Below are 12,010 nucleotides of genomic sequence, written 5' to 3'. Positions count from 1 at the left end.
CGAACCCGCCCGCCTGCCGGCCACCTCTCCGTACCCCAACCCAGCAGGCACTGACGGAAGTTGGCGAACACCCAAGTCATCAGCCCAGGTTGCGCCATTGACAACATCTCCCTCACCTTGTGGTTCTCCACACTGTGCCCGTTATCGTTGCGTCCGGCGCTCTCCGGCCTGTCATCGACCGCCAGGACCGCCTCTGCCTGGGTGCCGTGCCGTGAGCGTCTCCACTCGATCACGTCAGAAGGAACTGGACGCGTATCAGGAACGCGAGTACCGCGGGCGCCGCCCCCACAACCACCCTTCCCGCCCCGTCGGTCGCGGGCGTACTGGCCGTCCAGAAGCAGGCGATGGCCGACGGAGCGCCCGGCGCGCTCACCCGTATCGACTCCGGTACGTCCGCTACCGGGTCTCCTCGGGCAAGGCGGACACCGCCTCCGGCACTGCGATGGACGCCGACCGCAGGTTCCGCGTCGGCAGCGTCACCAAGGGCTTCACCACCGTCGTGCTGATGTCACTCGTCGCCGAGGGGCGCATCGACCTCGACGCGCCCACGAACGACTACCTCGCCGAGCCGCTGCCGGACGACCGGATCACGGTGCGGCATCTGCTGAGCCACCGCAGCGGCCTGTGGGACTGTACGAATGACATGTTCTATCACACTGTTCCTGGCTTCGAGGCGGTCCGGAACAAGGTGTTCACGTACCAGGAACTCATTGACCTCTCGACCGCACACCAGCCCACCAACGCGCCGGGGGACCGCCTACAGCTATTCCAGCACCAACTTCGTGGTCCTGGGCGAGCTGATCGAGCACGTCACGGGTGTGCCGATGGCCACGCACTACGATCAGCGGATCTTCCAGCCGCTCGGCCTGAAGAACACCTCGTACGTGCATCCGCGAACGACCCTCACCGGCGCCTACGAGCGGGGCTACGTCCGTGACGACGACGCCACGCTGCCGCTGGTGGACTCCACCGAGCAGACCGCCTCCCGGGCCCAGTCCGCCGGAGCCGTGATCTCGAGTGCGGCGGACCTGAACCGGTTCTTCGGCGCCGTGGTGACCGGCAAGCTGGTTCCGGGGCCGCAACTGCAGGCCATGATGAGCATGGTCCCGGTGAACGCGGACGGCACCCAGTCCTACGGGCTGGGACTGCGCGGCAGGAAGCTGTCCTGCGGCGTGACGGTCTACGGCCACACCGGCACCGTCCAGGGCTACTACACCTACGCCTTCACCACGGGCGACGGCAGACGCAGCTTGACTTCCTCCCCCCTCGTGAACGAGAGGGGATTCCTACGGCTCGCGCCGTGGGGTTTTCTGCTTCGTCGCCGACTGCCCGCCCGGAGAACTCCGTTGAGGTCTTACACCAGCTCCACAGACAGACACCGCCAGCCCGGCGGCCAGAAGGTTGTTCGCCGCGTTCACGTCCCGGTCATGGACCGCACCACAGCCGCACGCCCAGGTGCGGACGCTGAGCGGCATCTTGTCCTGCAGACTGCCGCAGACGGAGCACAGCCTGGAGGAGGGGAAGAACCGGTCCACCACGATCACTTGACGCCCGTACCAGGCAGCCTTGTACTCCAGCATCGAGCGGAACTCGCCCCAGCTCGCGTCCGAGATGGCCCGGGCCAGCGTGCGGTTTTTGACCATGGTGCGCACGGTCAGGTCCTCGATCACGAGCGTTTGGTTGTCACGCACGAGCCGAGTCGTGAGCTTGTGGAGCATGTCCCGGCGCCGGTCGGCAATCCGGGCGTGGACCTTGGCGACCTTGCGCCGGGCTTTGGCCCGGTTGGTTCCCTCGCCCTTGGCCGTGCGGGACAGTTTGCGCTGGGCCATGGCGAGCCGGGCGCGGTCGCGGCGCTCGTGCCTCGGGTTGGCGACCTTCTCCCCGGTGGAGAGGGTCAGCAGATGGTGAAGGCCGACATCGATTCCGACCGCATTGTCGGTGGCGGGAAGCGGTGTGACATGGGGGTCCTCGCACAGCAGCGAGACGAACCAGCGTCCGGCCGCGTCCTGGGACACCGTCACCGTCGACGGCTCCGTACCGTCGGGCAGCGGCCGGGACCACACGATGTCCAGCGGGTCCGCCATCTTCGCCAGGGTCAGCCGGCCGTCGCGGAAACGGAACCCGCTGGTGGTGTACTCCGCCGACTTGCGCGATGTCTTGCGCGACTTGAAACGCGGGTACTTCGCCCGTCTGGCGAAGAAGTGGGTGAACGCGGTCTGCAGGTGGCGCAGTGTCTGCTGCAGCGGCACCGACGACACGTCGTTCAGGAACGCCAGCTCCTCGGTCTTCTTCCACGCCGTCAGCATCGCCGAGGTGGCGTTGTAGTCGACCCGTTCCTGCCGCGCCCACGCCTGCGTGCGGGCGGCGAGCGCCAGGTTGTAGACCTTGCGCACACACCCGAACGTGCGCGACAGCTCCGCCGCCTGCGCATCACTGGGATAGAAGCGGTACTTGAACGCCCGCTTCACACGGTTCACGGCCACGCGCACAAGCTAGCCAGGCGGCAGGTAGAGATCAAACCTGCGGGTCAGGGCACTGGGATCCGCCTTTGCGGCGCATCCCAGCTCTGTGCCCTGCTCCGCAGGAGTTTCGTTTCCTCCCCCGGCTGAAGCCGGGGGTATCCACGAAAGGACTCCGATGACGACACTGGACATCGAGCTGCTGGGTGCGATGCGCGAACTCGCCGCCGCACAGCTGCCCTCGGAGACGTCCATCCACAGCGGACGGCCCCTGCGCCGATTCGCCCTGGAACTGCATGTGCCGGACGAGCGGCATCAGGAGCTGGAGGCCGAACTGCAGGCGGCCGCCACGGCCGAGGGTCCGCACCTTCGCGGGAGCGAGGGGCGATGGCGCGTCCTGGACGGCTGGAGCAAACTCTCGACGGGCCGCCGCCGCGAGATCTGCATCTACCGGATGGAGGTCCAGGAGGTCGAGGTGCCCGACCTGGTCGACCAGCCGTTCCTCGCCAGGACCGCGGAAAGGGTCATGGCGAACTCCCGGGCGCTGGCGGAACTTCTGGAGGAGTTGCACGCGCGCGGGGTGCTGGACGAGGAGCGCTCGCTAGCCATCGCGGCGGCGGCCACACCGCGTCCCCTGACGCGCGAGGAAGCGCGCGAACTGTCCCGAACCGATCGACTGAGCGATTGAGCGCCCCTGGCGCTGAGTCCGCCCACCACCGCTGCCGCAGCCGAAAGTGATGATCCATGTCCGGAGGGGTCGAGGAACCCGTGCCTCAGATGATCTTGTCTCCACTGACCAGTGCGGCGATCTTCCTGGTCGTCACGATTGACGAAGGCGGCGAGAGGACCGTTCGCGAACTCCTCCCGGACATCGGCTCACTGGAACGTGCCGTGGGGTTCCGCGCCCACCCCGACGGCCTGCTCAGCTGTGTGACCGGCATCGGGTCCCACGCCTGGGACCGGCTGTTCGCCGGAGAACGCCCGGCCCGTTTGCACTCCTTCAAGGAACTGCACGGCTCGCGGCACCGAGCCGTCGCCACCCCTGGCGACCTACTGTTCCACATACGCGCCGCGCGGCAGGACCTGTGCTTCGCCTTCGCCACCGAGATCATGAGCCGACTGCGCGGAGCGGTCACGGTGCGGGACGAGGTACACGGCTTCCAGTACTTCGAGGAACGAGACCTCCTCGGCTTCGTCGACGGCACGGAGAACCCCACGGGTGCCCAGGCACAGGCCGCCGTGCTCGTGGGGGAGGAGGATCCCGGCTTCGCAGGCGGCAGTTACGTGGTGGTGCAGAAGTACCTCCACGACCTCGATGCCTGGGAAGCCCTGCCGGTCGAAGCCCAGGAGCGGGTGATCGGCCGACGGAAACTCTCCGACGTGGAACTGGCGGACGACGTCAAACCGCCGGACTCCCACGTCGCCCTCACCACCGTGACGGACGCGGACGGCACCGAGAGGGAGATCATCCGCGACAACATGCCGTTCGGGACGGTGGGCACCGAGGAGTTCGGTACGTACTTCATCGGGTACGCCCGCAGCCCCGAAGTCACTGAGACGATGCTGGAGCGCATGTTTCTGGGCACGGAAACGGTGTCGCACGACCGGATCCTGGACTTCTCCACCGCAGTCACGGGCGCCCTGTTCTTCACGCCGTCCGCGGACTTCCTGGAGGACCTGCCCGAACTCCCGGACAGCCAGAACCGATCGGCCGACGCAACAGTGTCACACCGTCCGGGCCCCACCGGTCTTTAGGGCGAGACACCGCGTTCCCAGACCAGTGGCACAAGGAGTTCATGTGACCAGCACCGCTGAGACACCCCCGTCACCAGCCCAGGCGGCTCACCCCGCCCCTCTTGCCCACGTCGTCTCCATCGCGGCCGCGGCCGCGATGGGCGGCTTTCTCTTCGGCTACGACAGTTCCGTCATCAACGGCGCGGTCGAGGCCATCCGGGACCGGTACGACGTCGGTTCGGCGGTGCTGGCCCAGGTCATCGCCATCGCCCTGATCGGTTGTGCGATCGGCGCGGCGACCGCCGGCCGGATCGCCGACCGCATCGGCCGGATCCGCTGCATGCAGATCGCCGCGGTCCTCTTCACTGTCAGCGCCATCGGCTCCGCCCTGCCCTTCGCACTGTGGGACCTGGCGATGTGGCGGGTCATCGGCGGGATCGCCATCGGCATGGCCTCCGTGATCGGCCCGGCCTACATCGCCGAAGTCTCCCCGCCCGCCTACCGCGGCCGGCTCGGCTCCTTCCAGCAGGCCGCCATCGTCATCGGCATCGCGATCTCCCAACTGGTCAACTGGGGCCTGCTGAACGCAGCGGGCGGCGACCAGCGGGGCAAGGTGCTGGGCATCGAGGCCTGGCAGGTCATGCTCGGCGTGATGGTGGTTCCGGCCGTGCTCTACGGACTGCTGTCCTTCGCGATACCGGAGTCCCCCCGCTTCCTGATCTCCATCGGTCATCACGAGAAGGCGCGCCGCATCCTCGTAGAGGTCGAGGGCGACGGGATCGACCTCGATGCCCGCGTCATCGAGATTGAGACGGCCATGCGAGGGGAGGAGAGGTCGACCTTCGCGGACCTGCGCGCCGGTGGCTTCTTCTTCAAGCCGATCGTCTGGGTCGGCATCGGACTGTCGGTCTTCCAGCAGTTCGTCGGCATCAACGTCGCGTTCTACTACTCCTCGACGCTGTGGCAGTCCGTCGGCGTCGACCCGACCGATTCGTTCTTCTACTCGTTCACGACGTCGATCATCAACATCGTCGGCACGGTGATCGCGATGATTTTCGTCGACCGGGTCGGGCGCAGGCCGCTGGCCATCGTCGGCTCGGTCGGCATGGCCGCCGCCCTGGCGCTGGAGGCGTGGGCGTTCTCCGCCCGCGCGGTCGACGGCGAACTCCCGGCCGGCCAGGGATGGGTCGCTCTGATAGCCGCCCACGCCTTCGTCCTCTTCTTCGCCCTCTCCTGGGGCGTCATCGTCTGGGTCATGCTCGGCGAGATGTTCCCCAACCGGATCCGCGCCGCCGCCCTCGGAGTCGCCGCCTCCGCACAGTGGATCGCCAACTGGGCCATCACGGCGAGCTTCCCTTCGCTGGCCGACTGGAACCTCTCCGGCACGTACGTGATCTACACGCTCTTCGCCGCGCTGTCCATTCCCTTCGTCCTGAGGTTCGTCAAGGAGACGAAGGGCAAGGCACTCGAGGAAATGGGCTGAATCCGACCTGCGTACCGCGGCCCCGGAACAGACCGCCGCGGACGGGGAGGCACAGCCCGGCCCCCGTCCGCGGCGCGCGACCTACACCTCCTCGTCGACCCAGCTCATGAGCTTGCGCAGTTCCTTGCCGGTGGTCTCCAGCAGCAGTTCGGAGTCCTGCTTCCGGTACTCGTGATACCTCTTCAGACCGCCGTGGTACTCGGCCATCCACTCACGGGCGAAGGTGCCGTCCTGGATCTCGGCGAGGACCTTCTTCATCTCTGCCCGGGTGGCATCGGTGATGATCCGCGGGCCGGTGACGTAGTCGCCCCACTCGGCCGTCTCCGAGATGGACCAGCGCATCTTCTCCAGGCCGCCTTCGTACATGAGGTCGACGATGAGCTTCAGCTCGTGGAGGCACTCGAAGTACGCGATCTCCGGCTGGTAGCCGGCGTCGGTCAGCGTCTCGAAGCCGGCCTTCACCAGGGCGGAAACACCGCCGGCGAGAACGGCCTGCTCGCCGAAGAGATCCGTCTCGGTCTCCTCGGTGAAGGTCGTCCTGATGACACCGGCACGGGTGCCGCCGATGCCCTTCGCATAGGACAGCGCCAGCGCCAGAGCCTGACCGGTCGCATCCTGCTCGACGGCCACCAGACACGGAACACCGCGGCCCTCTTCGTACTGACGGCGCACCAGATGGCCCGGCCCCTTGGGAGCGACCATGCAGACATCCACGCCGGCCGGCGGCTTGACGAAGCCGTACCGGATGTTGAACCCGTGGCCGAAGATCAACGCGTCGCCGTCCTTGAGATGCGGGGCGATGTGCTCCTCGTAGACCTCGCCCTGGAGGGGATCCGGTACGAGGATCATGATGACGTCGGCTTCGGCGGCGGCCTCGGCCACCGTCACCACCCGCAGACCCTGTTCCTCGGCCACGGCCCTGGACGCGGAGCCCTCGTGCAGGCCGACGCGCACGTCGACGCCGGAATCCCGAAGGGACAGCGCATGGGCGTGGCCCTGGCTGCCGTAGCCGATGACCGCGACTCTGCGGTTCTGGATGAGGGACAGATCGGCGTCCGCATCGTAAAACAGCTCAGCCATGGAACACACCTTTCTTGGAAGACTCCTCGGGCACGTCAGCCGAAACCAAGCTGCGAATGAGCACGGCCTCCCGGAAGAGCGGGAACACAAAGGAACAGAAGAGGAAGGCCTGGAGGGGAAGTTGTCCCTCCGCCACCAGCGCCCGGATGCCACAGCCCGCAGGCCCGTCACCCGTGAATACTGACACTATCTCACGTTCGCTGTGCATCGAATCAGTGTGGAATATTGTGGACAGTGTCATGGGTGGTGACATCAGGCCAGCACCCGCGCATGTCACAGATGCTCCGACTGGCCGGTCAGTGGATTGACCTCAGAGGGTGTGCCCGCACCGCCGTGGGTGGCCGGCCCGTTCTCCGCTCCGTGAGGACGGCGGCGTTCAGCCTGTGGCCACTGCATGAGCACCCCTTACGCCGACCAGCAGAAATGAGCTTTCCGCCATGCCTCAGGACCAGTCCACCACGCTCGCCGCCGCTGCGACGACCGGCATCGCGACCCTGGAAGACCTACGCAGGCACCTGCAGTGGGCGATCGAGATCGAGCACTCCACACTGCCGCCGTACCTGACGGCGCTCTACTCCCTCGACCCCGAACGCAACGCGGACGCCGCCCAGTTGATCAGCGGCGTGTTCGTCGAGGAGATGATCCATCTCGCCCTGGTCGCGAACCTGCTGAACGCGGTCGGCGGCGAACCCCGCCTGGACACACCGCAGATGCTGCCGCCGCATCCGCGGACCATGCCGCACGCCGACCCCTCCATCGAGCTGTCGCTCCTGCCGTTCGGTAAGGAAGCCCTCGGCATGTTCCTCCGCCTCGAACAGCCCGCGCACCCCGGAGCCCCGGCGGAAGGCGACAACTACGAGACGATCGGGCAGTTCTACGACGCCGTCGAGAAGGGCCTGCGGGACCTGTGCGCCGAACTGGGCGAGGAGCGGGTCTTCACCGGCGACCCCGCCCGGCAGGTCTCCGGCGGCCCGTTCGCCCACACGGCAGGCCACCTCGCCCCCGTCACCGACCTGAACACCGCGCTCGCGGCGCTGGAGGAGATCGTCGAACAGGGGGAGGGCGCGGCACGCGCCGACGTCTGGGACGGGGACAAGGACCTGTTCCACCCCGAGACCAAGGCCGTCTCCCACTACTACCGGTTCCAGGAGCTCGCCGTGGGGCGCCGCTATCAGCCGGGCGACACACCGGAATCCGGTCCCACAGGCGACCCCGTGACCGTGGACCTGGCCGGAGTCCAGCCCGTGCGCCCCAACCAGCGGTTGGCGGACCACCCCGAGGGCAGTGCGATCCGCACCGCGCAGGAGACGTTCAACCAGACGTACTGCAAGATGCTGCAGATGCTGGAGCAGGCCTTCAATGGCAACCCGGCGATGCTGGGCATGTCCGTGGGCACGATGTACGCGGCCAAGGGCCAGGCGCAGAGCCTGATGGCGATGCAGGACGACGACGGCCTGGCGGCCGGCCCGACCTTTGAGTACATCGCCCCCGAAGACCGGGTCTAGCGCGCACTGTTGACGCTCCGCGGCAGGGTACTGAGGGCGCTCCGACCGACGCAGGGCGCCCTCAGGCGTCGGAACCTTCGTGCCGCACGAGGACGAGCGGGCCCGCGATGAGCAGGGATGCGATGATGCCGGTGCCCAGTACGGGGAAGGGGGTGACCGTCGAGGAGAGGACGGCCAGAGCCGCGACAGGCGGAAGAACGTTGGCCGCCGTGGACAACTTGAGCGGCCCGTCGGTGCAGCAGCCACACACAGGTGACGAAGAGGGTGACGGGCACCGTGCAGACAGCCGCGGCGGCGAACACGACGTAGTGCCCGTAGCCCCACAGCATCGCCGTCCTCTGTGTCCTGAGACGGCGTGGCGCGACCTGGGCGAAGTACATCCACCACAGCGCGAAGACGGTCAGCAGCCCGCCCAGCGCGATGGGCAGGATGGAGCCGAGGTTCTTGTGGGTGTTCAGAGCGGTACCGACGGCGAGGCCGGCGGCCATGACGGACTCGCCGAGCACGATCAAAGTGAACAGACCGTAGCGCTCGGCTATGTGCTGTGGATGCCAGGTGGTGCCCTCGGCCCAGACCGGCACCGCGAGTTCCAAGCCGGCGAGGACGGCGAACGTGGCTGTCCCGCCGTCGACCGGCAGAGCCAGCCGCACCAGCCAGCCTGCAGGACCAGGATGCCCACGGCGTACCGCAGTGCGGTGCGCCGGATGCCGGCCAAGGCACGTGGAGCGCCCGTTGCGTGGAGACACGCACGGCGGGTGCGGCGGGCGGGTCGGGGAAACGGGCTGGCCGAAAGGCCAGTATCGCGCCCCGGCTCGACCCAACCCAGCCACATGTCGGGCTGAGATTCGATGACCCCGTCCCATCAGAGGGCTGGCGGGGTGAGGATGAGCCACATGCCCGAGGAGAACCCCGACCCGCTCGCCGCGCTCGCGCTCGCTGCCAGCACTCAACTTGTCGCCGCCATGTCCACCGACACCTGGACCGCGATGCGCGAATCCGTCGCCCGGCTGCTCAACAGAACCGACTCCGCGCAGATACAGGAGGCGGTCGACGCCTTCAGCGCGCAGCCCGGTGATACTGCCCCCGCGCTCGCCTCCCGAGGCCCGGACCCGGAGACGATGCAGACCCTGATCCGGCAGGTGTCCCCGTTCGCCGCCGAGCACGCGACGAACGCCATGTACGAGTCCCTCACCGACCTCTTGGCCCGGATCAAGGACCGGCAACCCACCGACGAGGCCGCGCCCGAGGACGTCTCCGCCGAACTCCTCGATACCCTCACCGACTCCGCCGCCGCCTTCGCCCAGTCCCAGCCCTCCGGCATGTCCTGGGAGACCAAACGCACCCTGTTCCTGTGGTTCTGGGGCATCCTCGTCTTCATCGCCCTCGTCCAGGCCCAGGTGCAGAGCGACTCGGTCAAGGAACTCATCGAGGACGCTGGCGGCGCCGTGCTAATCGTCGGCCCCACTGTCGCCGGAGCCGCCTACGCCTGGAACAAGATCCACCCCAACCCGGACAGCGACAACGACGAGGACGGCACTGCTTAACCCGGTCTGCCCCGACCTTCCAGGCCACAGGGCTTCACCGTCATCGGAGTCCTTTCGTGGATACCTCCGGCTTTGGCTCGGCCATCCGCCAGCTCGTCCGGTCGCGAGTAGCAGCGGTACAGCGGCTAACGGTGAGATTGATCTTGGTCAGCCAGCGCAGCGATCGGCGGTCATGGGGCAGTTCGGGCAAGCCCGCTGAACGGGGCTCGTGGCGTGGCTACGGTCACCGCGTGCCGGTGGAATTCCTGACTGACGAGCAGGCCGTTATCTGGACCTCTCGCGTTCTGTTGCCGTGCTGAGCTGGGGCTCTTTGTCCCTGACAGCGTCAGGGACATGCCGTTTCAACCCCGGACCGCCGTCTCGACGCGGCGTTCGCGACGCCGGGCGGCGAGGTCCTCGGCTGCGGCATCCCCACTGACCTCCCGGAGGCAAACCGCAGGGCCGCCGGCGACCATCTGCCGGTGTCGGCGGCCCTGCGGGTCTCGGCCGCGGGATAGCGGCCTACGGGCGCTGCTTCACCCGGTCGACGATCCCCCAGTCCACTACATGCGACAGCTGGATGTACTTCTTCTTCCCGGAAGCTGAGATCCGCTCGTCGCGGAAGCCCAGGAATTCATACGACGCCGGGTCGAAGATCAGGTACTTGCTTTCGTAGGACCCGCGCTCGGTAGAGGCGATCCCCACCCCGGTCCGCCCGGCGGAGTCCTTCACTCCCGGGATCGTCTTGACGCCGGGCACAAGGGCCAGCGCCTCGTACGCCGCGGGGCGCAGTCCCTGGGGCAGTACCGGGTTCTTCAGGAGCTCGCCGAGCAGCCAGTAGGCCTCGAACCGATTGAGCTTGTCGAGATCGCTGATCGACCGGTCGTCGGACCCGCCGACGGAGATGATGGCCGAGATGAGCTTCTCCGGGTCTTGGGGCAGCTTCTTCAGCTCGCTCCACTTCCGGGGTGGCCACACCCCGCCGCCCTTCCCCGCGGGCTCCTCCCACATCTCGCGGCCCAGTTCCATGGACAAGGAGGGCTTGGAGGCGTCCACCGAGTCCCACATCTCGTCGGTGTAGGTCTTGACCTTGCCGGTCTTCTGCTCCGTCTCCTTGATGATCCGCTTCGAGTAGATGAACTGGTCGTCGCGCGGCGCCACCGGCTCCTTCTCCTGCTCGCGCTCCCACGCCGCCGCCCCGTTCAGCACTGTCGCGGCGGCGTTCTCCACCCGCGGGGTGCTCGTGCCCGGTGCGCCGCCCTCGCCGGAGCCGTCCGTGCCGATCAGCACCGCCGTCCCCGTAACCGCCGTGGCGACCACCGCGGTCCCCGCGAGGCGTAGTGCATGGCGGCGACTGGGGCCGGTGCCGGTGCGCTGGTCCGCGTGGGCCATCGCGTTGAGCAGCTGGTGCCGGGCCCGGTCCCGGGCCGGACCGGTGAGCGGGGCCGCGTCCGCGTCCCACTCCCTCAAGAGTTCGAGTTCGTCATTCATGGTCGGATACCTCTCGCAGTGCCGTCGGATTGGATCCGCCCAATGCTTCGCGCAGCTTGCTGCGAGCCCGGTGCAGCCGTGATCTGACCGTGCCCACGGGGATGCCGAGGGCCTGGGCCGCCTCCCCGTAGCTGAGATCCCCCCAGGCCACCAGCAGGAGCACGTCCCGGTGCCGAGCGGGCAGCGCGGCCAGCGCCGCCGCCAGCTCGCGGCGTACGGCCCGCGCCACCACCCGGTCCGCGGCCCGGTCGGCCAGCGGCTCGTCGTGGTCGGTGAGGGCCGGGACCCGGGCCATGGCCTTGAACCGGCGGGCCTCAGCCCGCCGATGCCGGCCGACCAAGTTGGTCGCTATGCCAAACAGCCAGGGTCGGGCGTCGGCGCCCGCGCCGCGGGCCGGGTCGTAGCGATGCCGCTGCTGGAATGCGGTGGTGAAGGTCTCCGCCACGAGGTCATCGGCGAGCTCGCCGCCGAGGCGGCGGGCCGCATAGTGGTGCACGGCGTCGGCGTGCCGGTCGAAGAGCGCGGCGAACGCCTCGGGCTCATCCCGGGACCGCGCGATCACTGAGGCGTCGCTCTCGGCATCGGCACGCGCGGTGCCGATGCCGACGCCTGGTCCGACGGTCATCGGGGCTCCTCTCGTCCAAGGGACGATGCTCGAATACTTGGGCTTTCACCTGTCCTTCGCCCATCGCGCCGAAGCGGTTCCCTCAGACCCCCTCGGCGACACCGTGGTCT

The 12,010-nt window shown here is 68.0% G+C and carries 11 protein-coding genes and 2 pseudogenes; 7 read left to right on the top strand and 6 right to left on the bottom strand.

Annotation, left to right across the window (positions count from 1 at the left end):
- Nucleotides 1–254: 254 nt before the first annotated feature.
- A pseudogene (locus ACTWQR_RS32480) lies at nt 255–1,283 on the top strand (serine hydrolase domain-containing protein); the annotation flags it as partial.
- Nucleotides 1,284–1,286: 3 nt separating this feature from the next.
- Here ACTWQR_RS32480 and ACTWQR_RS32475 read toward each other — a convergent pair.
- Nucleotides 1,287–2,483 carry an RNA-guided endonuclease InsQ/TnpB family protein gene (locus ACTWQR_RS32475; RefSeq protein WP_443230783.1) on the bottom strand — a complete coding sequence of 399 codons (1,197 nt, stop codon included), beginning with the start codon at nt 2,481–2,483 and terminating at the stop codon, nt 1,287–1,289.
- Nucleotides 2,484–2,637: 154 nt separating this feature from the next.
- On the opposite strand from ACTWQR_RS32475, the gene ACTWQR_RS32470 reads away from it, so the two are divergent.
- The 3 genes from ACTWQR_RS32470 to ACTWQR_RS32460 are packed head-to-tail and all read left to right on the top strand — an operon-like array spanning nt 2,638 to nt 5,676.
- Nucleotides 2,638–3,147 (top strand): hypothetical protein, encoded by a 510-nt coding sequence (locus ACTWQR_RS32470; RefSeq protein WP_443230782.1) that lies wholly within the window; start codon nt 2,638–2,640, stop codon nt 3,145–3,147.
- A gap of 56 nt (nt 3,148–3,203) precedes the next feature.
- Nucleotides 3,204–4,214: a Dyp-type peroxidase gene (locus ACTWQR_RS32465; RefSeq protein ID WP_443230781.1), complete on the top strand. Its 1,011-nt coding sequence runs from the start codon at nt 3,204–3,206 to the stop codon at nt 4,212–4,214.
- 43 nt (nt 4,215–4,257) lie between these two features.
- Entirely contained in the window at nt 4,258–5,676 is a 1,419-nt protein-coding gene (locus ACTWQR_RS32460; RefSeq protein ID WP_443230780.1) for a sugar porter family MFS transporter, read from the top strand.
- 81 nt (nt 5,677–5,757) lie between these two features.
- Here ACTWQR_RS32460 and ilvC read toward each other — a convergent pair whose 3' ends face one another.
- Together ilvC and ACTWQR_RS32450 are read right to left on the bottom strand one after the other, a co-directional pair.
- Nucleotides 5,758–6,756 carry a ketol-acid reductoisomerase gene (gene ilvC / locus ACTWQR_RS32455; RefSeq protein WP_443230779.1) on the bottom strand — a complete coding sequence of 333 codons (999 nt, stop codon included), beginning with the start codon at nt 6,754–6,756 and terminating at the stop codon, nt 5,758–5,760.
- A complete protein-coding gene (locus tag ACTWQR_RS32450; protein ID WP_443230778.1) occupies nt 6,749–6,964 on the bottom strand; it encodes a hypothetical protein in 216 nt (71 codons plus the stop codon). The genes ilvC and ACTWQR_RS32450 overlap by 8 nt, the downstream gene beginning before the upstream one ends.
- Nucleotides 6,965–7,193: 229 nt before the next feature.
- Here ACTWQR_RS32450 and ACTWQR_RS32445 point away from each other — a divergent pair, with 229 nt between their 5' ends.
- Nucleotides 7,194–8,261, top strand: a complete 1,068-nt coding sequence (locus ACTWQR_RS32445) for a ferritin-like domain-containing protein (RefSeq protein WP_443230777.1) — start codon at nt 7,194–7,196, stop codon at nt 8,259–8,261.
- On the opposite strand, the gene ACTWQR_RS32440 is transcribed toward ACTWQR_RS32445, so the two are convergent.
- The gene (locus ACTWQR_RS32440; RefSeq protein ID WP_443230776.1) at nt 8,258–8,911 is read right to left on the bottom strand and encodes a low temperature requirement protein A; all 654 of its coding nucleotides are present in this window, start codon (nt 8,909–8,911) and stop codon (nt 8,258–8,260) included. The genes ACTWQR_RS32445 and ACTWQR_RS32440 overlap by 4 nt on opposite strands.
- Nucleotides 8,912–9,154: 243 nt before the next feature.
- Here ACTWQR_RS32440 and ACTWQR_RS32435 point away from each other — a divergent pair, with 243 nt between their 5' ends.
- A complete protein-coding gene (locus ACTWQR_RS32435; RefSeq protein ID WP_443230775.1) occupies nt 9,155–9,805 on the top strand; it encodes a hypothetical protein in 651 nt (216 codons plus the stop codon).
- A gap of 347 nt (nt 9,806–10,152) precedes the next feature.
- Nucleotides 10,153–10,302, top strand: a pseudogene (locus ACTWQR_RS32430) (endonuclease/exonuclease/phosphatase family protein); the annotation flags it as partial.
- A 4-nt stretch (nt 10,303–10,306) separates the two neighbouring features.
- Here the strand turns inward: ACTWQR_RS32430 and ACTWQR_RS32425 are convergent.
- Complete coding sequence (locus tag ACTWQR_RS32425) at nt 10,307–11,275, bottom strand: CU044_5270 family protein (protein WP_443230774.1); 969 nt, start codon at nt 11,273–11,275, stop codon at nt 10,307–10,309.
- Nucleotides 11,268–11,900 carry an RNA polymerase sigma factor gene (locus ACTWQR_RS32420; RefSeq protein WP_443230773.1) on the bottom strand — a complete coding sequence of 211 codons (633 nt, stop codon included), beginning with the start codon at nt 11,898–11,900 and terminating at the stop codon, nt 11,268–11,270. The genes ACTWQR_RS32425 and ACTWQR_RS32420 overlap by 8 nt, the downstream gene beginning before the upstream one ends.
- Nucleotides 11,901–12,010: the final 110 nt, after the last annotated feature.

Source organism: Streptomyces sp. 2A115 (genome assembly GCF_052245575.1).
Taxonomy (GTDB): Bacteria; Actinomycetota; Actinomycetes; order Streptomycetales; family Streptomycetaceae; genus Streptomyces.
The sequence above is the reverse complement of the archived record's forward strand: the minus strand, read 5'-3'. Positions and strand labels throughout refer to the sequence as shown.